The sequence below is a fragment of the Xanthomonas arboricola pv. juglandis genome, assembly GCF_905367715.1.
Lineage (GTDB): Bacteria > Pseudomonadota > Gammaproteobacteria > Xanthomonadales > Xanthomonadaceae > Xanthomonas > Xanthomonas arboricola.
This window is the reverse complement of record NZ_HG999362.1, coordinates 1,288,187-1,313,564: the sequence shown is the minus strand read 5'-3', so window position 1 is coordinate 1,313,564 and position 25,378 is coordinate 1,288,187. Positions and strand designations below refer to the sequence as shown.

Here is a 25,378-nt window from a genome sequence, read left to right as displayed (position 1 = left end):
TGATCTAAGGTGCGGAAACGGTGATGGGCTGTTCCCACCAGTCTTCGACGCTGCCGTCGTGGCCATGCAGGCGCAGTCCCAGCCAATGCGTGCCCGGCGGCAGCGCATGCGTGTCGAAGGTGGCGTTGAAACCGACGTTGGGGTGCTGCGGGTCGGTGGAGATCTTCCAGTACGGGCGCACATCCAGCGGCGTGCCGTACTCGGCCTGCGCGACCGGGCGCCCGTCCAGCAGCAGCTCTACCTGCGACAGTCCGACGCCGTCCTTGAATGCCCAGCCGCGCACCTGCACCTGTCCGGCCACGCGCACGTCCGGCAGCGGCGTGTCGATCCAGGCCATCGCCGGGGCGATGCACGGCCCGGGCTGGCGTTGCGCCGGCAGCGCGAACAGCAGGAAGCGCTGGTAGCCGTGATCGGTGGACACCACGGTGGGCGGCGGGAGCGGCCCGACCATCTCGCAGATGTCGTGATAGCGCTTCAACAGGTCGCGATAACGCTGATCGCTGGGCGAGAGCACCAGCAGCCGCGGCCCGGCGCGCGTGCCGTCGCTGAGCAGTCCCCACTGCTGCAACTGCGCGCTGCGCCCGTGCTTGTCGTTCAACTCCGCGCGCAGCACCTCCACGTTGGCATCGTGCAGTTGAAAGCCCAGCTCGGCACCGACCTTGAAGTTTTCCGCCAGCACGCGCGTGCCCGGCGGCATCTGCGCAAGCCGGAGCTTGACCGCGCGCGCCAGGTCCTTCCACCCGGCGAAGTTGCGCGGATAGTATTTTTCGCCGGCCGCATGCGCGCGAATCGACGGCACCGACACGGCCAGGTAATAGCCGTACGCACCCAGGGTGCCGAGCAGCGCAATCGCCCAGGCCGCGCGACGCAGCGTATGCGGCCAACGCATCAGGATCACCGGCACCGCCACCAGCAAGGCCAGGTAGCCCGGCAGCGGCCAGTGGAAGCTGATCCGCTCGGCATCGCTGAAGAAGCCGAGCACGAAGATCGCCACGGTCGAAATCCCGCCCAGCAGGCCGAAATACCGCCACTGCGCACGCGAACCGCCACCGGCGCGCGTGCCGGCCAAGCCGACCTTGAGCATCGCCCAGGCCAGCAGCGGGGTCACCAGCACCGCCTGTATCAGCAAGAACCACAGCCCGGTGATCTGAAAGCGCCATGGATGCCGGTCGACCAGCTGGAAGCGCAGCCCGGCCTCGTCATGCTCGGTATTCCAGAACAGCAGCGGCAGCCAGCTCACCGCGCCCACCGTCAGCGCCATCCAGATGCGCGGGTCGCGCATGACCGCGCGCCCCTGCGGAATGCACAGCAGCGCGATGCAGCCCACCCCGATCACCCCGGCAAAACGGTAATGACTGAGCGCGCCGATCACCAGGCCGATGGCGAGCTCGAGCGCACTGGTGGCATCGACCTCGCGCAGCAGCCGCGCGCCGGCATCCATGCACAGCACCGCCGCCAGCGCCATCGGCACATCCGGCACCGCCAGGATGCCGAGCGTGGCCGACAACGGCATCAGCAAGGTCAGGCTACCGGCCTGCCAGCCCAGCGTGGAGCCGAACCAGCGCGTGGCGATATGCGCGATCAACCAGGGAATCAGCGCGGCAATGGCCAGAAACGGCAGGCGCAGGGCCAGCAGATGATGCCCGCCCAGTTCCACGCCCAGCCGCGCCAACCAGGCGGTCATGCCCGGCAGATCCGAATACGCGGCGGCCAGATGCTGGCCTTCCTGCCAGTAGAACGCCTCGTCGACGAACAGCGGCAGCCGCGCGGCGATCAACAGCTTGACGGCCGTCGCCAGTGTCCACAGGATCACGAAGGTGCGATGTGCGCGTTGGTCCCCTTGCATTGCCCTGTGCACTCTTCTTCCACCTACGGAATTGTGATGTCGACACCGCTGCGTTCCACGGAAATGCTAACCGATGCGCTGCGCCAATCGCTGCGGCGCGCACAAGACCAGGTCAATTCGCTGCTGCTGGGCAAGGCGCAGGAAGTGCGCCTGGCATTCGTGGCACTGCTGTCCGGCGGACATCTGCTGATCGAAGACCTGCCCGGCCTGGGCAAGACCACCCTCGCCCACGCGATGGCCTCCAGCCTGGGGCTGGGCTTCCAGCGCGTGCAGTTCACCTCCGACCTGCTGCCGGCAGACGTGCTGGGCGTGTCGGTCTACGACGCCGCCTCGCGCCAGTTCCAGTTCCATCCCGGCCCGGTGTTCACCAACGTACTGCTGGCCGACGAAATCAATCGCGCCCCGCCGCGTACGCAAAGCTCGCTGCTGGAGGCCATGGCCGAACAGCAGGTCACGCTCGACGGCGTCACCCATGCGTTGCCGGAGCCGTTCTTCGTGATCGCCACGCAGAACCCGGTCGATCTGTCCGGCACCTTTCCGCTACCGGATTCGCAACTGGATCGCTTCCTGCTGCGGCTCAGCCTGGGCTACCCCAGCGCCGACGCCGAGCGCGCGTTGCTGTCGGGCGTGGATCGGCGCGAGCTGATCGCCCAGGCCGCACCGCAGCTCAGCGACGCCGACGTGGTGGCGCTGCGCACGGTGGTGGGCCAGATCCATACCAGCGATGCGCTGATCGGCTATGTGCAGGCCTTGCTGCTGCGCAGCCGCCAGCACGCCGGGGTGCGCGTGGGGCTGTCGCCGCGTGCCGGCATCGCGCTGCTGCGCGCGGCCAAGGCCTACGCGCTGCTGCTCGGCCGCGAGCACGTGCTGCCGGAAGACGTGCAGGCCTTGTTCGTGGCGGTGGCCGGGCACCGGCTGGTGCCGGAGGCCGAGTCCTCGTCCGGGCCGGCATTGGCCAAGGCGCTGCTGCACAGCGTGCCGGTGGACTGACCCAGGTGCGTGCGCACGTGCGCGGCATTGGCCGCCGACTCAGCCTGCTGGCACGCCCGCGGGGCGCGGAGGCCTTGCCGATCGTGCTGGATCGGCGGCGCATCTACGTGCTGCCGACGCGCTTCGGGCTGTTCGTCACCGCCTTGCTGCTGGCGATGCTGCTGGGCGCATTGAACTACAACAACAACCCGGCCCTGCTGCTGGCGCTGTTGCTGGCCACTGCCGGGATTGCCAGCAGCATCATGGCGCACCTGCAGTTGTCGGCACTGCGCGTCGAGGCGGTGTCGGCCGAACCGGTGGTCGCCGGCGAACCGTTGCGCATGCGGGTGTCGCTGGCACGTCGCGACAGCCGCGCACGGCGTGGGCTGCGCCTGGATCACCTGGACAGCAGCGGCTTCTGTGCGTTGCTCGAGCACGACATGGCCGAGGTCGACCTGGCGGTGCCCACCGAACGGCGCGGCTGGCAGGACATCGAACGCATCCGCCTGTCCAGCACCCAGCCGCTGGGGCTGGTGCGCGCCTGGTCGTGGGTCTGGCCGGAGACACCGCTGCTGGCCTATCCCAGGCCCGAGGAACAGGGGCCGGCATTGCCCGAGGGCGCCGGTTCGCCCAACCAGACCCGCCTGCACCCGCAAGGCGAGGAGCTGCACCAACTGCGCCCGTATCGCGCCGGCGATGCGCCACGCACGATTTCCTGGAAGCACTCGGCACGCCGCGACAGCCTGCTGGTGCGCGAATACGAGCAGCCGCTGGGCATCGAAGTCACGCTGGACTGGCGCACGCTCAATGCGCTGCCGTACGAGCGCCGCATCGCGCGGCTTGCCCGCTGGGTCAACCTGGCCGAGCGCGACGGGCGGCGCTACCGCTTGTTGTTGCCGGGCCAACCGCCGCTGGGGCCTGCACAAGGTCCGGCCCACCATCACCTGTGTCTGCGCGCCCTGGCCCTGCTTCCCCATGACTGAGCCGTCCGTCCCGATCACCCAGGCCAGCCGCGCCTGGGTGCTGGTCACCAGCTGGCTGGCACTGGCGCCGTTGCTGTTGCAGCTGCCCGGCCTGCTCGCCGGCACCATTGCCGTGGCCGCCGTGCTGGTCGGCGTGCTGAGCTGGCGCGGCACCTTGATGGCACCGGTGCGGCTGTTGCTGGTGGTGGCGATGCTGGGCGCGGTGTACTGGCAGATCGGCATGCGCTTCGGCCGCGACACCGGCTGCGCGGTGCTGGCCGCGATGCTGGCGATCAAGGCCTCCGAGCTGCGCACCTTGCGCGATGCGCGCAGCCTGCTCGGCTTTGCGTTGTTCGCCCCGTTTGCGGCGTTTCTGCTCGACCAGGGGCCGGCGACGATGGGGCTGGCGCTGCTGGCGGTGGTGAGCGCGCTGCTGAGCATGCAGCGGCTGGCCGACGAGGAACACCGCACCGCCACGCCTGCGCTGCGGATGCAGTTGCGCGGCATCGGCAAGCTGGTGGCCATCGGCGTGCCGCTGGCCCTGGCCACGTTCTGGCTGCTGCCGCGCCTGAGCTCGCCGCTGTGGGGCGTGCCCGAGCGCGCGCTGTCGCGGCCGGGCCTGTCGGACAACATGTCGCCGGGCGAATGGATCGACCTGATGGCCGACGACAGCCCGGCGCTGCGCGTGCAGTTCACCGGCAAGGCGCCGCCGCCGCAGCAACGCTACTGGCGCGGGCCGGTGATGTGGGACTTCGATGGCCGGACCTGGCAGCGCGCGCGCTGGACCGGCCGCGGCCAACCCGCCTCGGTCACCGCCGGGCCGCAGCGCTATCGCTATCGCCTGGACTACGAGCCCACCGATCGTCGCCAGCTGGTGTCGCTGGACCTGCCCACGCAGGCGGTGGCCAATGCCGAGCTGTCGCCCGACTACGAACTGTTCGCGCAGCGGCCATTGAGTGCGTTGACCCGCTGGGAGCTGCAATCGGCACCACCGGCACGTTTCGACACCGACCTGCCGGACCAGTTGCGCAAGCGCGCCCTCGCCCTGCCGCCGGGCTTCAATCCACGTACGCTCGCGCTGGCACGGCAATGGCGCGCGGAAGCCGGCAGCAACGACGATGCCGTGGTGCAGCGCGCGCTGCAGTGGATCACCCGCGAATTTGCCTACACCCTGGATACCCCACTGCTCGGCCGCAACAGCGTCGACGAATTCCTGTTCCAGCAAAAGGCCGGGTTCTGCGAGCACTTCAGCTCTTCGTTCGTGGTGCTGATGCGCGCGGCCGGCATCCCCGCGCGCGTGGTCACCGGGTATGCCGGCGGCACCTACAACGGCTTTGGCAATTACTGGGTGGTGCGGCGCATGGATGCGCATGCCTGGACTGAAGTCTGGCTGGCCGGGCGCGGCTGGGTGCGGGTGGACCCCACCGCGGCGGTGGCGCCGGAACGCATCTACGACACGCTGGAAGACCGCGTGCAGGTCGGCGCGGGCAACAATTTCGCCCAACTCGGCATGTGGGCCAGCCTGGGCCAGGTCAGCGACCTGCTGCGCCGCGGCTGGAACGATCTGGTGCTGTCCTTCGATGCCGACCGCCAGCAACGGCTGCTGCAACCCTTCGGCATCGATCGCCTGGACAGCTCGCAGCTGGCCGCCATCTTCGGCGTGTTTGCGGTCAGCGCGCTGGCATGGATGGGCTGGCTGCTGGCGCGCGGCGAGCGTGAGCGCGACCCGCTGCTGCGCGCCTGGCATCGCCTGGGTCGCCGCTACGACAAGCTCGGCCTGGCCCGCGAACCGCACGAACCGGCCATCGCCTGGGCGCAACGTGTCGCCCGTTCACACCCGAATCCGGCATTGTTGGCACTCAGCCAACGTTTCGCTGCCGCGCGCTACGCTGGCGCTGATTCGGACAGCGCCTCACTCCTCAAAGATCTGCAGCAGCATCGCCCGCGAACCGGAGCTTCCTCATGAGTACCCGCTTTCTTCTTCCCATTGTCGCCGCGCTCGGGCTCGCCGCCTGCGCCACCGCGCCCAAGCCGCTGCAGGGTCAGTTCCCTACGGTCAGTCCGAGCGATTCCACCGCCAGCGCCCAGGTCGGCACGTCGGTGCGCTGGGGCGGCAAGATCATCCAGACCAAGCCCGGGCAGGGCCAGACCTGCTTCGAGCTGATCTCGCGTCCGCTCAACGCCAGCGGCCGTCCGGACCGCAACGCCGTGGACGCCAGCGATGGCCGCTTCCTGGCTTGCCGCTCGGGCTTCTACGACCCGGCCGTGTTCGAGCCCGGCCGCGAAGTGACCTTCATCGGCAAGATCGAAGGCTACGAAACCACCAAGATCGGCGAGTACGACTACAAGCTGCCCAAGGTGAATGCCGACGTGGTCTACCTGTGGCCGGTCGTGCGCGAGGTGGATGTGGTGCCGGCCTACCCGTACGGCCCGTGGGGCGACCCGTGGGGTCCGCGCTGGGGCGGTGGCTGGGGCTGGGGCCGCGGCTGGTGGTAATCGACCGCTGAGTCAGTGACACGCAAAAACGCCGCTCGCAGGGAGCGGCGTTTTTGTTTATGCGATACGGCTGCTGGAACAGGCGCTGATGCGCTCGATCAAGCAACCAAGTCAGGGCGTGCCGAACCGTCCCAGCGGCGCGCCGGCCAGCAGATGCAGATGGATATGGAACACCGTCTGGCCGGCATGCTCGCGGCAGTTCATCACGATGCGATAGCCGTCCTGCGCCAGTCCCTGCTCGCGTGCATACGACGCTGCAGCGAGTGCGAGCCTGCCCACCAACAGCGCCTGCTCCGGCGGCACGTCGTCCAGCGTGGGAATCGCATGCTGCTTGGGAATAAATAGCACATGCACCGGCGCCTGCGGTGCGATGTCCTGAAAGCCCAGCACCTCGTCGTCTTCATAGACGATGTTGGCCGGAATTTCGCGACGAATGATCTTGCCGAAGATGGTGTCGGTCATGGGTGGGGAATCGGGAGTCGGGAGTGGGGAATCGCAAGAGCTTACCGCGCGCGCCACTGCTTTTCGCCTCTCCGATTCCCGATTCCCCAATCCCGATTCCCCGCCCTCAAAGCACCTCACCCCGGGTGCCAAAGGCATGCGACAAGGTGCCGCGATCGACGTATTCCAGCTCGCCGCCCAACGGCATGCCCTGCGCGAGCCGGCTCGGGCGCACCGCATGCTGGCGGGCAAGCTGCGCCAGGTAATGCGCGGTCGCCTCGCCTTCCACGGTGGCATTGGTGGCGATGATCATTTCGGTGACCTCACCGGTGGCCAGACGCTCGCCGAGCCGGTCCAGGCCCAGCTCGCGCGGGCCGATGCCGTCCAGCGGCGACAGCCGGCCCTGCAGGATGAAGTACAGCCCGCGGTAGCCGGTGGCATGTTCGATCGCCAGGCGATCGGCCGGCGATTCCACCACGCACAGCTGCTGCCGGTCGCGGCTGCTGCTGGCACAGATCGCGCAGATCTCCGCCTCGGTGAAGTCGCGGCATTGCACGCAATGGCCGACCTTTTCCACCGCATTGGCCAGCGCCGCAGCCAGGCGGCGGCCACCCTCGCGCTCGCGTTCGAGCACGTGGTAGGCCATGCGCTGGGCCGATTTCTGGCCCACACCCGGCAATACCCGGAAGGCCTCGATCAGTTGTTCGAGAAGAGAGGACATTGGGTGGCCGGGATTGGGAATTGAAGATTCGGGATTCGCAAATGCAGAAGCGGATCTCGCTTCCAGCCAATCCCCAATCCCGACTCCCGAATCCCCTCGCTCAGAACGGCAACTTCATGCCCGGCGGCAGCTGCATGCCGGCGGTGGCCGAGCCCATGCGGTCCTTGGATTCGGCGTCGATCTTGTTGGAGGCGTCGTTGAAGGCGGCGGCGATCAAGTCCTCGGCCATTTCCTGGTCGGAGAGGATGCTCGGGTCGATGCGGACCTTGCGGCACTCCTTGGCGCCGGTCAGCGTCACGCTGACCATACCGCCGCCGGCGGTGCCGGTGACTTCCAGCTTGGCCAGTTCTTCCTGGGCGCGCTGCAGGTTTTCCTGCATCTTCTGCGCCTGCTGCATCAATTGGGCAATGTTCCCACGCATGTGTCGTTACTCGTCGTAAGGGCGGATGGAATCGGGAACGACCCGCGCGCCTTGCTGCTGAATCAGCTGCTGCACATTCGGATCGTTCATGAAGGCTGTTTCGGCCGCGCTCTGGCGCTCGCCTTTCTGGCGACTGGCCCGCTCGTGCAGGGTCTCGACATCGGCGTTGCCGGTCTCGATGACGATGCGCGGCGTATTTCCCAACTCGGGCGCGAGTGCCTGCGCAAGGTTGGCGATGGAACGCTCGGAATTGAGATATTCGAAGCCCGGCGCCAGCGCCAGGCGCAGCACGCCGTCGCGATGGCCGATGAAGGCGGCATTGGCGGCGAGCTGACGCGAGGGACCGTTCAAGCCGCTGCGGGTGACCAGATCCAGCCATTGCTCGGCGTCGGCGATGTGGCCGTTGTCGAGCAGGGGCGATGGATCGGTTGTCTGTGCCGGTGCCGGTGCCGGTGCCGGTGCCGATACGGAGGGTGCGGCAACCGATGGCATCGACATCACCGCCGCTGCAGGCGCAGGTACTTCAGCCGCTGCGGCAACTGCCACCGCCGCTTCGGGCGCGACCGCAGCCGGCAACGCCGCAGCGGCTGCTGCGGGTGGCGCCATTGCCGCTTCCGGCGCCAGCACGGGCGTCGGCGCAGCGACGGGGGCAGTGTTGGCGCGCACCGGCGCATCGTCCATCGCCCAGGGCGGCGTGTCGTCGCTGCGCGTGGGAGCTGTCGATGGGCGGCTATCGGTCGACGCTTGCGCAGCGGGCAGCACCACGACAGGCGCGGGCGCAGCAGCGACCGGCGCCGGCGCGGCGACCGCAGCCACGGCAGCAGGCGCGGCGGCCTCCAGGTCGGCCAGTTTCGCCACCGCTGCGGGTGCTGGTGCGGCTGCCACCGGCGCGGCGGCCTGCACGCCAGTTGCCGTAGAACGCGCATGCCCCCCGGCACTGGCACCACGTCCATCGTCACTGCCGCCAGCCGGCACTGCCGCCGCTGGGCGGAAGGCCAGCATGCGCAGCACCGCCATCTCGAAACCGGCGCGCGGACTCGGCGCCAGATACAGATCGCGACGGCCGTTGAGCGCCATCTGGTACCACAGCTGCACCACTTCCGGCCGCAGCTGCGCGGCATAGGCAGTCGGGTCGATGCCATCGCCGACGAATGCCACCGACGGCACCAACTGCTGCACCTGGATGCGGTGCAAGGCCTCGGCCAGCGCCTCCAGCACGCCGCTCCAGTCGGGCGAGAACTCGGCCAGCGCGGCGACCACCTGCATCAGGCGCGCGCCATCGCCGTCGACCAGCGACTGCAGCATCGCGCCGACCTGGGTGCGATCGACCGTGCCGAGCATGGTGCGCACCACGTCCTCGCGCAGCGCACCGCCGGCATAGGCAATGGCCTGGTCGAGCAGCGACAGGCCGTCGCGCAGCGAGCCGTCGGCGGCCTTGGACAGCTGCACGATCGCCGACGGATCCGATTCGATCTGCTCGGCAGCCAGGATCCGGGTCATCTGGCCCTGGATCTGGTCCTCGTCCAGCCGCTTGAGGTTGAACTGCAGGCAGCGCGACAGCACGGTCACCGGCAGCTTCTGCGGGTCGGTGGTGGCCAGCAGGAACTTCACGTGCTCGGGCGGCTCTTCCAGCGTCTTCAGCAGCGCATTGAACGCAGCCTTGGAGAGCATGTGCACTTCGTCGATCAGATAGACCTTGAACTTGCCGCGCGAGGGCATGTACTGGGCGTTCTCGATCACCTCGCGCACATCGTCCACCCCGGTATTGGACGCGGCGTCGATTTCCAGCAGGTCGATGTAGCGGCCGGCGTCGATATCCAGGCAGGCCGGGCACTGGCCGCACGGATCGGCACTGGTGCCGGTCTCGCAGTTCAGCGATTTGGCGAAAATGCGCGCAATCGTGGTCTTACCCACGCCGCGGGTGCCGGTGAACAGGAATGCGTGGTGCACACGCCCACTGTCGAGCGCGTTACTGAGCGCGCGGACCACGTGTTCCTGGCCTACGAGTTCGGCAAAACGCTTCGGGCGCCACTTGCGGGCGAGAACAAGATAAGACATCGGGCAACCAGCTTCCTCTGAACCGATATTGTGCCATGGCGCGTCAAGTTGATCGTTCAGCGGCCGTGGTGCCCCGGCGTTGCCACCCACCGGAGGACTGCCGGACAGCGTCGATGGCCGGCCAACCACCTGCGCTGGCACCGTCATGCCGGACCGGCAGATCCTTTACCTTGTTAATGGCGCCCGCGGCGGCTAGAATCCCGCTCCTGCCGACGACCCGGTCGCACGGCAGGTACGGAGAGGTGTCCGAGTGGTTGAAGGAGCACGCCTGGAAAGTGTGTAAGCGTCTAAACCGCGCTTCGGGGGTTCGAATCCCCCTCTCTCCGCCAGTTTCATGATCCTGCAATGCGATTGCATGGATCCAGGGTCACGCCAGTGACCCACGTCTTATGGTGGCCCCGTCGGTCCCTCGCGACGCTAGATCGAAAATCCCGCCAGGGCCGGAAGGCAGCAACGGTATCGATTGATGCGGGCGCCGAGGTCAACCGGCGGGGACACCACCCCAACCCAGACTGATGGCGCATCGACAGATGCCGCACGCACTCGCCGCGCAATGCAGACGGTGTGCAAGCACCACTGCGACTCGGCACTTTGCGCCCATGCTCAAAGCTGGCCAGTTATTTGCAGCGGCCGTGGCGACGGCTCGGAAATATGCGCAGCGTCAGGCACTTTCCGGCGCGGTCAACCGGCGGAACACCAACCTGATCTTTTGATGTTCCCGCAGCGCGTGACCTGCGAGCGCACTACTGCGTCTGCGATTCCGGATGCAGCCAGCCGGCATCGCCTTCCAGGTAATGCTCGTGCTTCCAGATCGGCACGCGTGCCTTGACCTCGTCGATGATGAAGCGGCAGGCATCGAATGCGGCGCCGCGATGCGCCGCACTGACGCCGACCCATACCGCCATGTCGCCGATACGCAGCTCGCCCACGCGGTGCACGCAGTAGGCATTGACGATGGCAAACCGACCCATTGCCTCGTCGAGCACGCGCTGGCCTTCGGCCTGCGCCAGTGCGGCGTAGGCCTCATAGCGCAGCCCGGCCACGCTGCGGCCCTCATTGTGATTGCGTACCCAGCCTTCGAAACTGGCGAATGCGCCGGCATGCGGGTGCTCCAGCGCAGCGCGCAAGCTGTCGACCGGCAAAGGCACGTCGGAAAGCGCAAAGAGGGCGGAAGTCTGCTCGCTCATGCTCAACCTCCCGACACCGGCGGAATAAACACGATTTCACTGCCATCGCGCACGCCGTCCTCCCAGCGCGCGAACGCGCCATCCACCGCCACGCGCAGCTGCGCCGGCGTCCAGCGCAGGCCATGGCGCGTATCGAGTTCGGCATATAGCGCGCGCAGGTCCTGCGCCTGCGAGTGCACCTGCTCGCTGGCAATGCCCGCTGCCTCACGCAGGCTGGCGAAATACAGCACCGTCACTGTCGTGCTCATTGGTTTGCTCCGATATCGCGCTTGCCACCGCGCTTGGACACCAACCTGGTCGGACCGATGCTCATGCTGTGCGACAACGCCTTGCACATGTCGTAGACCGTCAGGGCCGCCACGCTGGCGCCGGTGAGCGCTTCCATTTCCACACCGGTGCGATGCACGCAGCGCACCGTGCAACGGATGTCCAGCAGCTGCTCGCCCGCCCAGTCGATCTCGAACCGGCAGGCATCGATCGGCAACGGGTGGCAGAACGGAATCAAGTCGTGCGTGCGTTTGACCGCCATGGTGCCGGCGATCACCGCGGTCTCCACGATGCCGCCCTTGGCGCTGCGCAAGCCGTTGGCACGCAACTGTGCGGCAACGGCGGCCGGGAAACGCACCCGGCTTTGCGCGGTAGCGCTGCGCGCGGTGACCGCCTTGTCCGAGACATCCACCATCGTGGGCAGTCCGGAATCGTCCAGATGGGTCAGGCGTGCGGAACGGGATTTTGCAGGCATGGGAAACGACACGATGACAGGCGCTCAGGATGCGACATTCTCGGTGAACGGGGCGCCTGGATGGAACAGCAGTGCCTTACCCGCCGATCAGGAACATCTCCACTGGCTTGCCACGGCGCGGTGTCGATGCGCGCACCTCGCTGTAGCGGTCGCCACGCACGCTCCAGCGCGCACGTAGATGCTCGGACAATCCATGCTCGCCCTCGGCCAGGGCCGGCTTGAGGTCATGGCCCTGGCTGGCGAACAGGCAGGTGTACAACTGCCCATCGGCCGACACGCGTGCGCGCTGGCAGTCGCCGCAGAACGGCACGCTGACCGAACTGACAAAACCCACCTCGCCGGCGCCATCGGCAAATGCATGCCGCTGCGCCACTTCGCCGGTGTAATTGGCATCCAGCGGCAGCAATGGCCAGCGCGCGTGGATGCGTGCGTGCAGTTGCGCGGAGGTCACAACCGCGTCGGCGGTCCAGCCGTTGCAACTGCCCACATCCATGAACTCGATGAAGCGCAGCACATGGCCGCTGCCACGGAAGTGCTCCACCAGGGGCAGCACCTGATCTTCGTTGACGCCACGCTGCACCACGCAGTTGATCTTCAGGCGCTGGAAGCCGGCCTGCTCGGCAGCGGCGATACCGGCCAGCACCTGCGCGATCTCGCCGCGGTTGCCGCTCATGCGTCTGAACAGCTCCGGATCCAGCGCATCCATGCTCACCGTGATGCGGCGCAGCCCGGCCTGGCGCAGCGCCACCGCCTGACGCGCGAGCAAGGTGCCGTTGGTAGTCAGCGCCAGATCCTCGATGCCCTCGATCGTGGTCAGGCGCGCAATCAGGCTGGGCAGATCACGGCGCAACAGCGGCTCGCCACCGGTCAGGCGTACCTTGGTGACGCCGACCGAGACGAAGGCACGCACCAGCGTTTCCAGCTGATCGAAGCTCAGGCGCTGCTGCGCATCGAATCCGTAATCGTCGGGCACGCGATCGGCCGGCATGCAGTAACCGCAGCGGAAATTGCAGGCCTCGATGACCGACAGGCGCAGGTCGCGCAGCGGCCGGCCATAGCGGTCCTGCATCGGCGCGGCGGTCAGGTTCGGCAACAGCAGGGCGCCCATCAGGGCACCATGGCGGCAGTCGGCTCCGCCAGCGGCAGATGTTGACCAGGCACGGCCACGCGATGGCCGCGTGCGCGGAGCACGTCGCCGTCGGCGTCGCTGGCGTAGTGGTACAGCAGCATGCGGCTCAACAGGTCCTGCGGGTATTCCCGCTCCAAATCGTCCACCCCAGTATGCGACGGGTTGCCGTGAACGCCGCAGTCATGCGCGATGAGCTCGCTGTCATCGGCATACCGGGCCAGCATTTCCGGGATCGGCCGGGTGTCGCCGCTCCAGACCAGCGCCCCCTTCAGCCGCAGCCCATAGGCGGTCTCCGGCCAGTGGTGGCGCGCCGGGAACACTTCCAGCCGCACCCCGTCGTGCCAGAACGCGTCGCCGACCGGCACCAGCTGGAAGGCATCCCAGAAGTTCGCGCCGCCCTCGGCCAGCACGTTGGGGTAGTCGGCGACCCGCCGCTGCAGCAACGGCACCACCGGCGCCGGCACGTACAGGCGCGTGCGGCCGCGGCGTTGGGAGAAATAGCTGTCCACGAACAGCCGTTCCAGCCCGCCGACGTGGTCCAGGTGCACATGGGTAATGAAGACCGCCTGCGGCAGATGACCGTACTGGGCCTGGTAGACAGTCAGCCCTTCGCTGCCGCAATCGATGGTCAGCCACGGCGCGCCGGCGCGCTCGATGGTGGCCATCGGCGAACCGAGCGCCACCGCCGACGCATTGCCGACCCCTTGCACCCGCAACGCCCAGTTCATCAGTAGCCCCGGCCCCAGGCCAGTTCGTACGCGCGGTGCAGGCGTTCGTAATCCTTGTCGACCTCTTCGCGGCTGCGGTTGCCGCGCAATTTCAGCAGCGAGCGATGCAGGCGCTTGAGATTGCGTTCGCGCCAGCGCGTGGCCGGAATGCGCAACACGCCGCGGTCGAAATCGATCAACCAGCCATGCCCGCCGGCATCGAACAGGATGTTGTGCGCGTTGAGATCGGCATGATCCAGACCGGCGCGATGAAAGCGCGCGATCAGCCGCCCGGTTTCTTCCCACGGCGCACCGCGCCCGGCGACCTGCGCATGCTCGGCGAGCGAGCGCACGTTCTCCAGGCGTTCCATCAACAATGCAGCGCGATAGCTCAGCCCCTCGCGCAAGTAACAGGCCGCCAACGGTCGTGGCACCGGCAACTTGCGCTTGAGCAGTTCGCGCATCAGCCGGAACTCGGCAAAGCTGCGCGTGCGCCCGGCGCCCTTCCACAGATAGTGATCGCGGCTCACGCGCGCGGCCATGCCGCCGCGCAGGTACTGCCGCAACACGCTGTGACCGAACGGCGCATCCACGAACCACGCCCCACCCCGCCCGCCTTCGTCGACCGGCCGCGCCCTGTCGCCCCAGCGTTGCGGCGAAAACAGCCCGGCATCGGCTTGCCGCAGCCGTTCGCGGTCGAACAGAATGGCGCCATAGCCGCGGCCTTCGCGGTACGGCGCCAGCGCTTCAGTGGCGTCGAAAGAAACCATCTATCGAGTCTAACAACACCATGGCTTCTACGCCCGCCTCGTTATGCCTGCTGCGCCTGTCCGCCCTGGGTGACGTCACCCATGTGGTGCCGCTGGTGCGCACCCTGCAGGCGGGATTTCCGGCAAACCAGCTGCATTGGATCATCGACAAGGCCGGGCTGAAATTGCTCGACGGCCTGCCTGGCGTGCAGTTCCATGCCTACGACAAGCGCACCGGCGTGGCCGGCATGCGCGCGCTCCGCCGCTCACTGGCGCCATTGGGTCGCTTCGATGCGCTGCTGCAGATGCAGGTGGCCTTGCGCGCCAACGTGCTGTCGGCCTTCGTGCCGGCGCGGCGGCGGATCGGCTATGACCGCAGCCGTTCCAAGGACCTGCACGGCCTGTTCGTCAACGAGCGCATCGCCGACCGCCCCGGCATCCACGTACTCGACGCCATCGGCAGCTTCGCGCAGCCGCTCGGCCTGACCCAGACCCAGGTGCGCTGGGACTTGCCGGTCCCCGACGAGGCGCATCGCTGGGCACGCGCACAATGGGACGACGATGGCCGCCCGGTGCTGATGATTTCGCCGTGCTCCAGCCACGCACGCCGCAACTGGTATCCCGACCGCCATGCCGCGCTGGCCGACCATGCCGCAGCGCAAGGCTGGCGGGTCGTGCTGTGCGGTGGCCGCAGCGAGCTGGAACGCAGCACCGCCGATGCCATCGTCGCGGCCGCGCGCACGCCGGTGCTGGACCTGGTGGGCAAGGACACGCTCAAACAACTTCCCGCCCTGCTCGCCCGCGCCGATCTGGTGGTCACCCCCGATTCCGGACCGATGCACATCGCCAACGCGATGGGCACCAAGGTGCTGGGCCTGCATGCGGCCAGCAACCCGCTGCGCAGCGGCCCTTACTCGGACGTGCGCTATTGCGTAGACCGTTACGACGCGGCCGCCCGCAAATACCTGGGCAAGCCGGCCGACCAGCTGAAATGGGGCACCAAGATCGAGTTCGACCAGGTGATGGCGCTGATCACCGTGGACGATGCGATCGCCGCATTCGAGCGTTATCGCAGCGATCATCCGCGCTGAGAATCGGCGTCGGATGATCGCTCGAACAGGCGTTCAATCGCTGCGCAGCTGCGCGCTGCGCCGCGATGCAGACGCCCAGGACAGCCGGGAAACAAGAGCCAAACACCGCCGGCTCACGCGCGCGGCAGCCAATCACCGCGGTGCCGGCCGACTCGAAGTGTGGCGGCGCACCAGAAAGCGCCGCCCACTCACTGACCACCACGCGTATCGGTTACGTAGACCTGCAGTCAGCGGCTCTCAGACACCGTTAGCGCGATAGTCCTGATACGACTTCTCTTCCACGTACGACGAACCCAGCGCCAGGTTGATCTCTTTCTTGATGCGCGCGCGTTCGTCGTTTTCGATATAGACGCTGCGCGCCAGCTGCACGAAGCCGTCGTCGAAGGTCTGCGCCTGCTCCTTGAGCCGGATGTCGTCCTCGATCACCCATAGCCGCTCGTTGACGGCCTTGAGCGCAGCACGCAGACGCACGATGTCGTGGCCGGCGGCCGGATGCGCCATCCAGCTGGTCTCCAGCGCGGACAGCTCGCTGCGCACATTGGCCAGCTTGACGGGGTCGCTCATGCGCTCGGACTTGATCTGCAGGATCGCGATCTTGTCGAGCAGCTCACCAAAGGACACGGGCACCAGGATCTCGGACATGACAGGCCTCCAACGGATATCGGGCGGATTGTAGCCAGCGCAGCAGCGCGCGGCGGCGACACATAAACAAAAGCCCCCTTGCGGGGGCTGATGCGAATCTGGCGGAGAGGGGGGGATTCACTCGGCACTTCGTGCCTTCGCCCTGCGGGCGGCTTCGCCGTGCAGACAGCGCTGCTGTCTGTCGAACCCGGGGCTTCTCACCCCCCCAATGCCGCCGGCGAAACTCACGCGGCACTGGCACAACTACTCGCCTCAATCTGGCGGAGAGGGGGGGATTCGAACCCCCGAGGCGCTATAAACGCCTGCCTGATTTCGAGTCAGGTACATTCAACCGCTCTGCCACCTCTCCAGATGGTCCCCAGTGTCCTGGGGCCGTGCATCATACGGGCACCGGCGCCAAGCCACAAGCGGCCCGGGCCGGCATCGCCGGCACGATCGAAGGTCCGGGCGTGAACCCGCCCTGCGGCATCGGCAATCGGCGTGTTGCTGCGGGCCGGCCGCGCCGCGATGATGGTCACGCACCTCCTCCATTGGCGACCCGCCCCCATGCTCGAATTCGGACACCTTACCCATGTCGGCCTGCGCCGTGACCTCAACGAGGACACGTACTACGGCGACAGCGAGCTGGGGCTGTGGCTGGTGGCCGATGGCATGGGTGGGCATGCCTGCGGCGAAGTGGCCAGCGCCCTGGCACGCGAAACCATCGTGCGCGAGGTGCGCGCCGGCACCCCGCTGGCCCAGGCGGTACGCATCGCCGACGAAGAGATCATCAAGACCTCGCGCCGCTGCAACGACACCTTGCCGATGGGCACCACCGTCGTCGCTGCGCGCGTGCTGGGCCAGCGCTTCGAAGTGGCATGGGTCGGCGACAGCCGTGCCTACCTGTGGCGCGACGGACGGCTGGCGCAGCTGAGCCAGGACCATAGTTATGTGCAGGAACTCATCGCCCAGGGCACGCTGACCAGCGAGCAGGCGCGCGCGCATCCGCATCGCAACGTGGTGACCCAGGCGCTGGGCGTCACCGATCCAGTCCACCTCAATGTCGCCACCATGCAGGGCGAACTCAAATCCGGCATGCAGCTGCTGCTGTGCAGCGACGGCCTCACCGAAGAAGTCGACGATGCCGCGATCGCCGCGACCCTGTCGCAAGCCGATTGCAGCGCACAGGAATGTGTCGAATGCCTGGTCGCCGCCGCACTCGATGGCGGTGGATCGGACAACATCACCGCGATCCTGGTGCGCAGCTACTGAAAGCGGCCAACAAGACCTAGCGAGCGCCCGGCTGGCGGTGAGCGCAAGGGTGTTGTTGGCCCGCATCTGGTTGAAGGCAGACAAGCGCCTGGTCGGTCGAGGGTGCGTTGTCCTCACCGCCTGCGGACCACGCCGTCAATCTAGCCCTGAAGACTCGCTGGCAGCATCCAGGCCAGGCCGCCCAGGGGCCCGGAACCGGCAAGAGCGCTGCACCAGAGCAGGAGTCGGCTACCTGGTTGAACACCATGCACACCGACAATCTCGACTGGTCCTTGCCCGCCCACCGTCGCGGGACCTTACGCGGCATGGATGCCGCGTAAGAGCCTACAAGGACGTACTCGCGGCGTGTCCTGCGATGGTGGGCGGGCAAGGGCCCTGCAGCCAGGCCACAGATCACCGGCCTGCAGCCAAGAGCAAGCTCATCGCGCTCCGCGATAGATCGGATCGAAGTAGCTGTTAGCCGCGCCAAGCGCGGACATCGAACCCGCACGGAAGCCATCATGTGCGCACTACTCGCGCCCAGAATCGCCAGGCTTCAGCGGCGCACTGCACTCCCACCACATCGCCGCCCCGCGCGACAGCCGGACACCCGTTGCCGACAGCAGCACTACCCGGCAGCAGCCACCTCTTCAACCGGCGCATCCCACAACGCGCGCCCGGCCTTCTTGCGCAGGTGCGCCAGGCGCGCCTCGTGCGCCTGCGACTCCGACGCGGTTACCACCACCCGTGCGCGCGGCAACAGCAGCGCCGGATCGAAGGTGATCATGCCCTCGCCATGCTCGCTGCGCTGGCCGGTATCGGCGCTGGCAAAGCCGATCTCTTCCTGGCCCGAGGTCAGCGCGATGTACACATCGGCCAGGATCTGCGCATCGAGCAAGGCGCCATGCAACTGGCGATGCGAGTTGTCCACGCCCAGCCGCTTGCACAAGGCATCCAGCGAGTTGCGCTGCCCCGGATAGCGCTCGCGCGCCATCATCAGGGTATCCACCACGGTGGCGCGCTCGACGATACGGCCGTAGTTGTCGCCCAGCAGCGACAGCTCGTTGTCCAGGAAGCCCAGATCGAACGCGGCGTTGTGGATGATCAGCTCCGCGCCGTCGATGTAGGCCAGGAACTCCTCGACCACATCGGCAAACAGCGGCTTGTCGGCCAGGAACTCCAGGGTCAATCCGGTCACTTCCTGCGCACCGGGTTCGAAATCGCAATCGGGCTTCAGGTAGCGATGGAAATTGTTGCCGCTCGGGCGCCGCTCCAGCAGCTCCACTGCTCCGATTTCGACGACGCGGTTGCCCTTGCGCCATTCCAGGCCGGTGGTTTCGGTATCGAGAATGATCTGACGCATGAATCCTCTTGCTGATTGCTTACGCGGTTGCGCTGCCACCGCGCTGGGCGATGGCCTGATTGCGGGCGAGCACGTCGACGCGCTCGTTGTCCGGGTCGCCATTGTGGCCTTTCACCCAACGCCAATCGATGCTGTGGCGTTGCGTGGCCGCATGCAGCCGCTCCCACAGTTCACGGTTCTTGACCGGGTCGCCGCCGGCGGTTTTCCAACCGCGGCGCACCCAGCCGGACATCCACTCGGTGATGCCCTGGCGCACGTATTGCGAGTCGGTATGCAGCACGATCTGGCATGGCTCGGTGAGCGTTTCCAGCGCCATGATTGCCGCCATCAACTCCATGCGGTTGTTGGTGGATGTGGCTTCGCCGCCGGACAATTCCTTCTCGCGGCCGTTGTAACGCAACAGGGCCGCCCAACCACCCGGCCCGGGATTGCCGAGGCAGGAGCCGTCGGTATGCACTTCAATGGATTTCATCAGCTTCTGGTGTTTGGAAAGTGGTCGGTCGTCAGATCGTGGCTACAGGCTGCGGCCAGCGCGAGGGCATCGCGATCGGGGTCGGCCCGATCGAAGCGGCGGCGCGCTTTTCCACTTCGAGCAGATACACCGCGCGCCAGGGTGCGCGATCGGTGCCGGTAACGCCACGCCCGGTGCGCCAGATCGGCCCCAGGTAGCGCTCGGTCTCCACGCATTGCAGCCCCGCACGCTGCGCCAACAGCCGCCAGCGATCCGGCCGCAACGCCACCGGACCGCGCCGCGCCCAGCGAAAGCGATACGGGCTCAGCGGATTGAGCGTGAACAGCCAAAGCCGGCCGCCCGGCATCAGCAACCGCTCGCATTCGGCAAGGAATTCCGCCGCGCCGCCCACCACCGCATGCTGCACCACGATGGCCTGCAGGCTTTCGGTCGGCAACGGAAACGGCATGGCGCAGCGCGCATCGCCCGCAAAGCGGCCAGCGTTGCGAGTAAGCCGCAGCCCGCGCCCTTGCAGCAGCTCGCGCGGCGGCAGCTCGGGCGTCGGCGTCAGCCACAGCCAGGGCTGCGACGGACGCGTTTGCAACGCCGCTAGCGCCAATTTGCGTTCCAGCAGGAGCAGGCTGCGCCCTGCACCTGTTTCAAACCAGGATGAGACGCCAGCTTGACGGGAGAATGGCGTGGCAGGCATGGTCCCAATTCTATGCGACTGACCGCCCTGCCCGCATTCGACGACAACTACATCTGGGCGCTGGTCGCCAGCGATGGCCGTGCAGTCATCGTAGATCCGGGCCAGGCCGAGCCGGTGTTCGCCGCCGCAGAGCGCGAAGGCTTCAGCCCCAGCGCCGTCCTGCTGACCCACCACCATGCCGACCACATTGGCGGCGTGGCAGCGCTGCAGCAGCGTTGGCCGGACCTTGCGCTGTACGGTCCGGCCGACGAACGCATCCCTGCAGACGCTCACCGCGTGGGTCAGGGCGACCGCTTGAGCCTGCTCGGCAGCAGCTTCGATGTGCTGGAAGTGCCCGGCCATACCCGCAGCCATATCGCCTTCGTCACCGACCGCCATCTGTTCAGCGGTGATACCCTGTTCAGCCTAGGCTGTGGGCGGATGTTCGAAGGTACCGCTCCTCAGATGTTCGACGCGTTGCAGCGCCTGGCCTCCCTGCCTGGCGAAACGCTCGTGTGTTGCGGCCATGAATACACCTTGGCCAATGCGGCCTTTGCGCTGCACGTCGATCCCACCAACGCTGCCTTGCAGCGCCGTCAACAGGAAGCCCAGGCCATGCGTTATGCAGCCCGTCCTACCCTGCCGATTTCGCTCAAGAGTGAACTGGCCACCAATCCGTTCTTACGCACCGGCAGTCCCGAAATCCGCGCTGCGGTGGCATCGCGCGCAGGCGGGGCAATTTCCTCTGAAGTTGACGTTTTCGCCGAACTTCGGCGCTGGAAAGACGAATTTCGCGCATGAGGCGCCTGCTTCTAGCAGTGCTGACCGCGTCGGCGGTCATCGCACCCGCAGCCGCATCGTCCAACGACGCAAGCCGCCCCAAACCCGCAGAGAGCCCGATCACCCAGACCGCCACGCCCGAGGTGCGCAACGGCCGGGAGATCTTTTCGTCGTTCCTGGACGGTCGCGCCGATCCTGGCTGCGACAGCGAGCATAGCGATACGCGCTGGGAACAACATTTCTCGCGCGCGCCGGCCCGCCTGGCGGACGACGCACAGGATGTCTTGCCGCTGTTTGGCTACGTGGTCGATGAACTACGCGAAGCCGACAGGCCGACCGAATTCGCACTGATTCCGTTCGTCGAAAGCGGTTATCGCCCGGGCGCCCGCAACGGCAGCGGCCCCGCCGGCCTCTGGCAGTTCATCGCCACCACTGCGCGCAACCATCATGTGCCGGTTGGCGCGCAATACGACGGCCGCCTCTCGGCAGTGGACTCCACCACTGCGGCGGTGCGTTATCTCAAGACGCTGTATGGCATGTTCGGCGGCGATTGGCGCCTAGCGCTGATGGCCTACAACGCGGGCGAGTATCGCGTGCTGCAGGCCATGCGTACGGCCGGCATGAACGCGCAGAACGCTCGCCCATCCGAATTGCCCGGCATGTCCAAGGTCACCTATGAGTACGTGGAAAAGCTGCACGCGCTCGCCTGTGTGCTAGACCATGCGCAGCAGCAAGGCAATCTGCTGACCTCGCTCGACCGCCCGGTACCGGTACTCACCGAACATGCATTGCCGGCCGGCACCAGCCTCAACGCCTTTGCCGGACAACGCGACATCGAGCCGCAGCTGCTGGCCCGGCTGAATCCGGCGCTAGCCAGCGCCCGCGCCGCGCCGCGCGGCGTGCACGTGCTCGCCCCGATCGCACCTGCGCAGCCAGGTGCGACAGGCGCCGTGGTCGCATCTGCCGACGCGGGCAGCATTGCCGACAACAACGCTGCCGCTCCCACGGTCGTTGCCGCCGCGGCGACGAAGGCATCCAGGCCACAAGCGCGCACCACGCATACGGTGCGCAACGGCGAATCCGCCTGGGCCATCGCACGCCGCTATGGCGTGACCGTCACGACACTGCTGACCAGCAATGGCCTGGACAAGCGCGCCGTGCTGAAGCCCGGCATGGTGTTGTCGTTCGAAGACACACCCTGACGCAAGCCGCCTGTCTTCGGCGCTGTTCCGGCGCCGCTGACACTACAGCTGCATGCTTTTCGTCGACCTTGCACGGGGAGTTGATCACCGCGCCGCGCAGGCGACGGTCGGATGCGAAGAGAGCGCCTGAAACTTACCTTTGCCTGCGCCGCTGCAGCGATGCCATACGGAATTGGAAACCTATGTGGAGTCGGGAACGGACGTACTCGCAGCCGATTAACCCGCTATCGCTGCAAGCCGACCGACATCGCAGTTGATTGAGCGCGCCTGCAGCATCTGCCGCCAACCGACATGCAGCCACCCGTAGGCGCATCAAACGCGCAACCCGACGCTGGCTTTTCTGACCTGGCAGATTGGCCCGGCAAATCGGCACGTTTGAATGACGCACGTCTTCGCACACGCACGCCTGCAATCCTGACGCGCGAAATTCGCAACGCCGGCAGACCTGTCTCGAACCGATGGCAATGCGCATGACGTCAGATCAGTTGCGGCGGGCCATCACAGCCTGTGCCAGTTGCTGCGGGCATCCAGTGCCTGGTCCACGCGACCACAGACTCGCCGCAGCGCCACCGACCGGACACTCCGCACGAAACGCTGGCACCCGCCCACGGCATCGGCCAAGAAAAAGCCCGGTTCCCCGGGCTCTTTCTCCACCAGTCGAACAGCAGCGGTTACAGCTGCGCCTCTTCGATCTGGATCTTGTAGCGCTTGCGCATTTCCTTGACGTACGCCTGCGCCGCGTTGTTGCCGTCAATCTGGCTCAGCTGCTCGCGCAGCATGGTCTGCTGCTCGGCCGGCATCTGCTTCAGGTCGCCCGGTGTCGCCTTGCTGATAACGAACACCGCAAAGCGCCCGCCATCCAGCTCCACCTTACCCACCGACGGCTTGCCGTCGGTCGGACGCGGCGCGCTGAAGATGGCGCGGTTTGCCGCCGGGGTCGGAATCGGCGCGGTACGCGGCAAGCCCGGGATCGGCTGCACCTGCAACTTCTCGCTGGCGGCCAGCGCCTGCAGGGTCTCGCCTTTCTGTACACGTGCCAGCAATGCGTCGGCAGCCGCCGCGGCGGCCTTCTCGGTGCGGTCCGCGCGGACGGCGGCGATTACCTTCTCGCGCACCTTGTCCATCGGCAGGGCCGCCTCGGCGGTGTGGTTGGTCACACGCAACACCACGCTGTGGTTCGGCCCGATGGTGATCGGATCGCTCACCGTGCCGTCCTGCACCAGCGTTTCGGAGAATGCCGAACGCAGCACCGCCGGATTGGCCGCGATACCGCTGGCATCAGCGCGCGAGAACGGGCCCAGCGTCTGCACCGGCAGACCGACCTGCTTGGCTGCCGGCTCCAGCGCGGTGGGATTCTTGTAGACCTGATCCACCAGCTTGCCGCTCACATCCGTAAACGCCTTGTCGGCATCGGCCTTGAGCTGCTCGGCGGCGAGCTGATCGCGCACCTGCTCGAACGACTTGCCCTGGCCGCCCTTGACCTCGCGCAGCTGGATCACGTGGTAACCGAACTCGCTCTTGATCGGGCCGACCACCTCGCCAGCCTTCATCGAGAACAAGGCATCTTCGAACGGCTTGACCATCGTGCCCTTCTCCACCCAGCCAAGATCGCCACCGGCGCCCTGGGAACCGGGGTCCTGCGAATTGGCCTTGGCCAACGCGGCGAAATCGGCGCCCGGCTGCTTGGCTTCCGCAGCCAGCTTGGCTGCTTTTTCCTCGGCGGCTTTCTGCGCGGCAGGATCGCTACCGGCGGTGATCAGGATGTGCGATGCCAGACGCTGGTCCGGCTCAACAAAACGCGCCTTCTCTTCGTCATAGCGCTTGCGCAGCGTCGCCTCGTCAGCGGCGGTTGCCGGCGGCAACTTGGCGGCATCGAGTTCGACATACTCGATCGTCACCGTCTCCGGCTGACGGAAATCCTGGGTATGCCCGTCGTACCACTGCTTGATCTGTGCATCGCTGACCGGCGCGGTATCGGCGGCCGGTGGCGGCAGCATGGCCAGCTGCACGTCGCGCGTTTCGCCCATCAGCTTGAGCAAGCGCTCGAACTCTGCCTTGGTCGCAAAGCCCGACTCGGCGATCGCCTGCGGAATCACTGACTGCTGCAAGCTGTCGCGCACCAACGCATCGAACTGCGCCGGCGTGCGCGGCGGCGTGCCCTGCGCAAGTGCAGCGCGGTACTGGTCGGGGCTGAATTTGCCGTCGACTTGGAACGCCTGAATGCCGGCGATGTAATCGCGCACCGTCGCATCGCCGATCACGATGCCGGCATCTTCGGCACCCAGACGCACGACTTGCTCATCGACCAACTGGTCGAGTACCTGCAATTTGTTTTCGCGCGATTCGAACGTGCGCGGATCGAAATTCTCGCCCTGGCGCTGCCGTTCCTGCATGCGCGCCTGCTCGAAGCGGGCGCGGAAATCCTGGGTACTGATTTCATGGTGCTGCCACAGCAGCGAGACCGGCCACCACGACGGTGCCGATTTCCACCATGTCGGTGGCGCCTGCACCTTGGCCACGTTATTGGCGCCAATGCCGCCGAGGTAGCTGTTGTCGATGACGAACAGGAACGGAATCATCAGCAACCCCAGGATGGCGGTAGCGATCCAGCCTGACGTCTTGTCGCGAAGTTTCTGCAGCATTGGCAAATCACGGCCTGTGGGCGAGCCGCGCAGTGTAACGCGCCTGACGCCGGGCACCCAGCCCAATCCCGCACCGTACCGGATCCGGCATGGCTTTCGGCGCGCAATTACCGCGATAGCGGCCAAAAAAAAGCCCCCGGCACGGAGCCGAGGGCTTTGCATAACTGGCGGAGCGGACGGGACTCGAACCCGCGACCTCCGGCGTGACAGGCCAGCATTCTAACCAGCTGAACTACCGCTCCGCTTTAAACTTGGACTGCTGCTTCCCCACCATTTCCGCAATGCGAATGCGGTGGAGAAAACGAAGCCCCCAATCGCTCAGGGGCTTCGGTATAACTGGCGGAGCGGACGGGACTCGAACCCGCGACCTCCGGCGTGACAGGCCAGCATTCTAACCAGCTGAACTACCGCTCCGCGCTTGAAACATTTGCCTGGTGCTTAATGGTGGGTGCTGAGGGTTTCGAACCCCCGACCCTCTCCGTGTAAGGGAGACGCTCTACCGCTGAGCTAAGCACCCTAGCGAGTCGATTAGTTTACTGCATCCTTCAGGGCTTTGCCAGCCTTGAATGCAGGATTCTTCGAAGCAGCGATCTTGATGCTGTCGCCGGTCTTCGGATTGCGGCCGGTACGCTCAGCGCGCGCGCGGACCTGGAAGGTGCCAAAGCCAACGAGGGTGACGGCATCGCCCTTCTTCAGCGCCTTGGTGATTTCGCTCACAACCGCGTCAACAGCACGGCCGGCCTCAGCCTTGGAGATGTCAGCGGCAGCGGCAACGCCATCGATCAATTCGGTTTTATTCATTCTTGAAACTCCCTTTGCGGCAGATGCCGCGGAATCGACAATCGGCGCTCTTGCCGTTAG

Annotated in this window: 25 protein-coding genes, 5 tRNA genes and 1 other RNA gene; 10 read left to right on the top strand and 21 right to left on the bottom strand. The window is 66.7% G+C overall.

Features of this window, described 5'->3' with window-relative positions; genetic code table 11:
• Window positions 1-4: 4 nt before the first annotated feature.
• On the bottom strand, window positions 5-1,846 hold the full coding sequence (locus KHN93_RS05680) for a glycosyltransferase family 39 protein (protein WP_039523897.1): 1,842 nt from the start codon (window positions 1,844-1,846) through the stop codon (window positions 5-7).
• Between the two features lie 36 nt (window positions 1,847-1,882).
• Here KHN93_RS05680 and KHN93_RS05675 point away from each other — a divergent pair, with 36 nt between their 5' ends.
• From KHN93_RS05675 to KHN93_RS05660, 4 genes are read left to right on the top strand one after another with little or no spacing between them, the layout of a single operon-like run.
• Window positions 1,883-2,836, top strand: a complete 954-nt coding sequence (locus KHN93_RS05675; RefSeq protein WP_016902524.1) for an AAA family ATPase — start codon at window positions 1,883-1,885, stop codon at window positions 2,834-2,836.
• Between the two features lie 5 nt (window positions 2,837-2,841).
• Window positions 2,842-3,798: a DUF58 domain-containing protein gene (locus tag KHN93_RS05670; RefSeq protein WP_016902525.1), complete on the top strand. Its 957-nt coding sequence runs from the start codon at window positions 2,842-2,844 to the stop codon at window positions 3,796-3,798.
• Window positions 3,791-5,743 (top strand): transglutaminase TgpA family protein, encoded by a 1,953-nt coding sequence (locus KHN93_RS05665; protein ID WP_047125852.1) that lies wholly within the window; start codon window positions 3,791-3,793, stop codon window positions 5,741-5,743. Before KHN93_RS05670 ends, KHN93_RS05665 begins: the two co-directional genes overlap by 8 nt.
• A complete protein-coding gene (locus KHN93_RS05660; RefSeq protein ID WP_016902527.1) occupies window positions 5,740-6,273 on the top strand; it encodes a Slp family lipoprotein in 534 nt (177 codons plus the stop codon). The genes KHN93_RS05665 and KHN93_RS05660 overlap by 4 nt, the downstream gene beginning before the upstream one ends.
• Before the next feature lie 111 nt (window positions 6,274-6,384).
• Here KHN93_RS05660 and KHN93_RS05655 read toward each other — a convergent pair whose 3' ends face one another.
• From KHN93_RS05655 to dnaX, 4 genes are all read right to left on the bottom strand, one after another.
• On the bottom strand, window positions 6,385-6,735 hold the full coding sequence (locus KHN93_RS05655) for a histidine triad nucleotide-binding protein (protein WP_016902528.1): 351 nt from the start codon (window positions 6,733-6,735) through the stop codon (window positions 6,385-6,387).
• A gap of 106 nt (window positions 6,736-6,841) precedes the next feature.
• A complete protein-coding gene (gene recR / locus KHN93_RS05650; RefSeq protein ID WP_016902529.1) occupies window positions 6,842-7,435 on the bottom strand; it encodes a recombination mediator RecR in 594 nt (197 codons plus the stop codon).
• 100 nt (window positions 7,436-7,535) lie between these two features.
• Window positions 7,536-7,856 (bottom strand): YbaB/EbfC family nucleoid-associated protein, encoded by a 321-nt coding sequence (locus tag KHN93_RS05645; protein WP_005913896.1) that lies wholly within the window; start codon window positions 7,854-7,856, stop codon window positions 7,536-7,538.
• A gap of 6 nt (window positions 7,857-7,862) precedes the next feature.
• Entirely contained in the window at window positions 7,863-9,914 is a 2,052-nt protein-coding gene (gene dnaX / locus KHN93_RS05640) for a DNA polymerase III subunit gamma/tau (RefSeq protein ID WP_212579243.1), read from the bottom strand.
• A 236-nt stretch (window positions 9,915-10,150) separates the two neighbouring features.
• On the opposite strand from dnaX, the gene KHN93_RS05635 reads away from it, so the two are divergent.
• Window positions 10,151-10,243, top strand: a tRNA-Ser gene (locus KHN93_RS05635).
• Between the two features lie 69 nt (window positions 10,244-10,312).
• An RNA gene (gene ffs / locus KHN93_RS05630) (signal recognition particle sRNA small type) lies at window positions 10,313-10,409 on the top strand.
• A 248-nt stretch (window positions 10,410-10,657) separates the two neighbouring features.
• Here the strand turns inward: ffs and KHN93_RS05625 are convergent.
• From KHN93_RS05625 to KHN93_RS05600, 6 genes are all read right to left on the bottom strand, one after another.
• A complete protein-coding gene (locus tag KHN93_RS05625) occupies window positions 10,658-11,107 on the bottom strand; it encodes a molybdenum cofactor biosynthesis protein MoaE (protein WP_047128245.1) in 450 nt (149 codons plus the stop codon).
• Complete coding sequence (locus KHN93_RS05620; protein WP_016902532.1) at window positions 11,104-11,349, bottom strand: MoaD/ThiS family protein; 246 nt, start codon at window positions 11,347-11,349, stop codon at window positions 11,104-11,106. Before KHN93_RS05620 ends, KHN93_RS05625 begins: the two co-directional genes overlap by 4 nt.
• On the bottom strand, window positions 11,346-11,843 hold the full coding sequence (gene moaC, locus KHN93_RS05615) for a cyclic pyranopterin monophosphate synthase MoaC (RefSeq protein WP_039523889.1): 498 nt from the start codon (window positions 11,841-11,843) through the stop codon (window positions 11,346-11,348). The genes KHN93_RS05620 and moaC overlap by 4 nt, the downstream gene beginning before the upstream one ends.
• A gap of 76 nt (window positions 11,844-11,919) precedes the next feature.
• Window positions 11,920-12,951 (bottom strand): GTP 3',8-cyclase MoaA, encoded by a 1,032-nt coding sequence (gene moaA / locus KHN93_RS05610; RefSeq protein WP_016902534.1) that lies wholly within the window; start codon window positions 12,949-12,951, stop codon window positions 11,920-11,922.
• Window positions 12,951-13,700: an MBL fold metallo-hydrolase gene (locus KHN93_RS05605; protein WP_212579242.1), complete on the bottom strand. Its 750-nt coding sequence runs from the start codon at window positions 13,698-13,700 to the stop codon at window positions 12,951-12,953. The genes moaA and KHN93_RS05605 overlap by 1 nt, the downstream gene beginning before the upstream one ends.
• The gene (locus KHN93_RS05600) at window positions 13,700-14,449 is read right to left on the bottom strand and encodes a 3-deoxy-D-manno-octulosonic acid kinase (RefSeq protein ID WP_046341930.1); all 750 of its coding nucleotides are present in this window, start codon (window positions 14,447-14,449) and stop codon (window positions 13,700-13,702) included. Before KHN93_RS05600 ends, KHN93_RS05605 begins: the two co-directional genes overlap by 1 nt.
• Before the next feature lie 20 nt (window positions 14,450-14,469).
• Between KHN93_RS05600 and KHN93_RS05595 the strand changes: the two genes are divergently transcribed.
• Window positions 14,470-15,519: a glycosyltransferase family 9 protein gene (locus tag KHN93_RS05595; RefSeq protein ID WP_104560260.1), complete on the top strand. Its 1,050-nt coding sequence runs from the start codon at window positions 14,470-14,472 to the stop codon at window positions 15,517-15,519.
• A gap of 237 nt (window positions 15,520-15,756) precedes the next feature.
• Here the strand turns inward: KHN93_RS05595 and KHN93_RS05590 are convergent, their stop codons facing one another.
• Both KHN93_RS05590 and KHN93_RS05585 read right to left on the bottom strand, forming a co-directional pair.
• The gene (locus KHN93_RS05590) at window positions 15,757-16,161 is read right to left on the bottom strand and encodes a DUF6165 family protein (RefSeq protein WP_016902538.1); all 405 of its coding nucleotides are present in this window, start codon (window positions 16,159-16,161) and stop codon (window positions 15,757-15,759) included.
• Between the two features lie 258 nt (window positions 16,162-16,419).
• A tRNA-Ser gene (locus KHN93_RS05585) sits at window positions 16,420-16,510 on the bottom strand.
• A gap of 197 nt (window positions 16,511-16,707) precedes the next feature.
• Here KHN93_RS05585 and KHN93_RS05580 point away from each other — a divergent pair.
• A complete protein-coding gene (locus KHN93_RS05580) occupies window positions 16,708-17,412 on the top strand; it encodes a PP2C family protein-serine/threonine phosphatase (RefSeq protein WP_024938430.1) in 705 nt (234 codons plus the stop codon).
• 607 nt (window positions 17,413-18,019) lie between these two features.
• Here the strand turns inward: KHN93_RS05580 and dnaQ are convergent.
• Genes dnaQ through KHN93_RS05565 form a run of 3 tightly spaced genes read right to left on the bottom strand, consistent with a single transcriptional unit; the run spans window position 18,020 to window position 19,914 of the window.
• Entirely contained in the window at window positions 18,020-18,754 is a 735-nt protein-coding gene (gene dnaQ, locus KHN93_RS05575) for a DNA polymerase III subunit epsilon (RefSeq protein WP_039523879.1), read from the bottom strand.
• A 19-nt stretch (window positions 18,755-18,773) separates the two neighbouring features.
• A complete protein-coding gene (rnhA, locus tag KHN93_RS05570; RefSeq protein ID WP_024938428.1) occupies window positions 18,774-19,226 on the bottom strand; it encodes a ribonuclease HI in 453 nt (150 codons plus the stop codon).
• A gap of 31 nt (window positions 19,227-19,257) precedes the next feature.
• Window positions 19,258-19,914 (bottom strand): hypothetical protein, encoded by a 657-nt coding sequence (locus KHN93_RS05565; RefSeq protein WP_047130391.1) that lies wholly within the window; start codon window positions 19,912-19,914, stop codon window positions 19,258-19,260.
• A 12-nt stretch (window positions 19,915-19,926) separates the two neighbouring features.
• Between KHN93_RS05565 and gloB the strand changes: the two genes are divergently transcribed.
• Window positions 19,927-20,694: a hydroxyacylglutathione hydrolase gene (gene gloB / locus KHN93_RS05560; RefSeq protein ID WP_104560258.1), complete on the top strand. Its 768-nt coding sequence runs from the start codon at window positions 19,927-19,929 to the stop codon at window positions 20,692-20,694.
• Entirely contained in the window at window positions 20,691-21,875 is a 1,185-nt protein-coding gene (locus KHN93_RS05555) for a lytic transglycosylase domain-containing protein (protein WP_212579241.1), read from the top strand. Before gloB ends, KHN93_RS05555 begins: the two co-directional genes overlap by 4 nt.
• Window positions 21,876-22,546: 671 nt before the next feature.
• Here KHN93_RS05555 and KHN93_RS05550 read toward each other — a convergent pair.
• From KHN93_RS05550 to KHN93_RS05530, 5 genes are all read right to left on the bottom strand, one after another.
• A complete protein-coding gene (locus KHN93_RS05550; protein ID WP_212579240.1) occupies window positions 22,547-24,517 on the bottom strand; it encodes a peptidyl-prolyl cis-trans isomerase in 1,971 nt (656 codons plus the stop codon).
• A 165-nt stretch (window positions 24,518-24,682) separates the two neighbouring features.
• Window positions 24,683-24,759 (bottom strand) — tRNA-Asp (locus KHN93_RS05545).
• Window positions 24,760-24,854: 95 nt separating this feature from the next.
• A tRNA-Asp gene (locus KHN93_RS05540) sits at window positions 24,855-24,931 on the bottom strand.
• Between the two features lie 28 nt (window positions 24,932-24,959).
• A tRNA-Val gene (locus KHN93_RS05535) sits at window positions 24,960-25,034 on the bottom strand.
• Between the two features lie 11 nt (window positions 25,035-25,045).
• Window positions 25,046-25,318 carry an HU family DNA-binding protein gene (locus KHN93_RS05530; RefSeq protein ID WP_024938423.1) on the bottom strand — a complete coding sequence of 91 codons (273 nt, stop codon included), beginning with the start codon at window positions 25,316-25,318 and terminating at the stop codon, window positions 25,046-25,048.
• Between the last annotated feature and the right edge of the window lie 60 nt (window positions 25,319-25,378).

Excerpts from the sequence above, each read along its gene's own strand:
- KHN93_RS05580 (WP_024938430.1), top strand. The coding sequence starts at position 16,708 with ATGCTCGAATTCGGACACCTTACCCATGTCGGCCTGCGCCGTGACCTC.
- KHN93_RS05530 (WP_024938423.1), bottom strand. The coding sequence starts at position 25,318 with ATGAATAAAACCGAATTGATCGATGGCGTTGCCGCTGCCGCTGACATC.
- KHN93_RS05660 (WP_016902527.1), top strand. The coding sequence starts at position 5,740 with ATGAGTACCCGCTTTCTTCTTCCCATTGTCGCCGCGCTCGGGCTCGCC.
- moaA (WP_016902534.1), bottom strand. The coding sequence starts at position 12,951 with ATGGGCGCCCTGCTGTTGCCGAACCTGACCGCCGCGCCGATGCAGGAC.
- KHN93_RS05665 (WP_047125852.1), top strand. The coding sequence starts at position 3,791 with ATGACTGAGCCGTCCGTCCCGATCACCCAGGCCAGCCGCGCCTGGGTG.
- KHN93_RS05590 (WP_016902538.1), bottom strand. The coding sequence starts at position 16,161 with ATGTCCGAGATCCTGGTGCCCGTGTCCTTTGGTGAGCTGCTCGACAAG.
- KHN93_RS05655 (WP_016902528.1), bottom strand. The coding sequence starts at position 6,735 with ATGACCGACACCATCTTCGGCAAGATCATTCGTCGCGAAATTCCGGCC.
- KHN93_RS05555 (WP_212579241.1), top strand. The coding sequence starts at position 20,691 with ATGAGGCGCCTGCTTCTAGCAGTGCTGACCGCGTCGGCGGTCATCGCA.
- rnhA (WP_024938428.1), bottom strand. The coding sequence starts at position 19,226 with ATGAAATCCATTGAAGTGCATACCGACGGCTCCTGCCTCGGCAATCCC.
- KHN93_RS05680 (WP_039523897.1), bottom strand. The coding sequence starts at position 1,846 with ATGCAAGGGGACCAACGCGCACATCGCACCTTCGTGATCCTGTGGACA.
- KHN93_RS05675 (WP_016902524.1), top strand. The coding sequence starts at position 1,883 with ATGTCGACACCGCTGCGTTCCACGGAAATGCTAACCGATGCGCTGCGC.
- KHN93_RS05550 (WP_212579240.1), bottom strand. The coding sequence starts at position 24,517 with ATGCTGCAGAAACTTCGCGACAAGACGTCAGGCTGGATCGCTACCGCC.
- KHN93_RS05620 (WP_016902532.1), bottom strand. The coding sequence starts at position 11,349 with ATGAGCACGACAGTGACGGTGCTGTATTTCGCCAGCCTGCGTGAGGCA.
- KHN93_RS05600 (WP_046341930.1), bottom strand. The coding sequence starts at position 14,449 with ATGGTTTCTTTCGACGCCACTGAAGCGCTGGCGCCGTACCGCGAAGGC.
- KHN93_RS05605 (WP_212579242.1), bottom strand. The coding sequence starts at position 13,700 with ATGAACTGGGCGTTGCGGGTGCAAGGGGTCGGCAATGCGTCGGCGGTG.
- KHN93_RS05565 (WP_047130391.1), bottom strand. The coding sequence starts at position 19,914 with ATGCCTGCCACGCCATTCTCCCGTCAAGCTGGCGTCTCATCCTGGTTT.
- dnaQ (WP_039523879.1), bottom strand. The coding sequence starts at position 18,754 with ATGCGTCAGATCATTCTCGATACCGAAACCACCGGCCTGGAATGGCGC.
- KHN93_RS05595 (WP_104560260.1), top strand. The coding sequence starts at position 14,470 with ATGGCTTCTACGCCCGCCTCGTTATGCCTGCTGCGCCTGTCCGCCCTG.
- KHN93_RS05645 (WP_005913896.1), bottom strand. The coding sequence starts at position 7,856 with ATGCGTGGGAACATTGCCCAATTGATGCAGCAGGCGCAGAAGATGCAG.
- recR (WP_016902529.1), bottom strand. The coding sequence starts at position 7,435 with ATGTCCTCTCTTCTCGAACAACTGATCGAGGCCTTCCGGGTATTGCCG.
- dnaX (WP_212579243.1), bottom strand. The coding sequence starts at position 9,914 with ATGTCTTATCTTGTTCTCGCCCGCAAGTGGCGCCCGAAGCGTTTTGCC.
- gloB (WP_104560258.1), top strand. The coding sequence starts at position 19,927 with ATGCGACTGACCGCCCTGCCCGCATTCGACGACAACTACATCTGGGCG.
- moaC (WP_039523889.1), bottom strand. The coding sequence starts at position 11,843 with ATGCCTGCAAAATCCCGTTCCGCACGCCTGACCCATCTGGACGATTCC.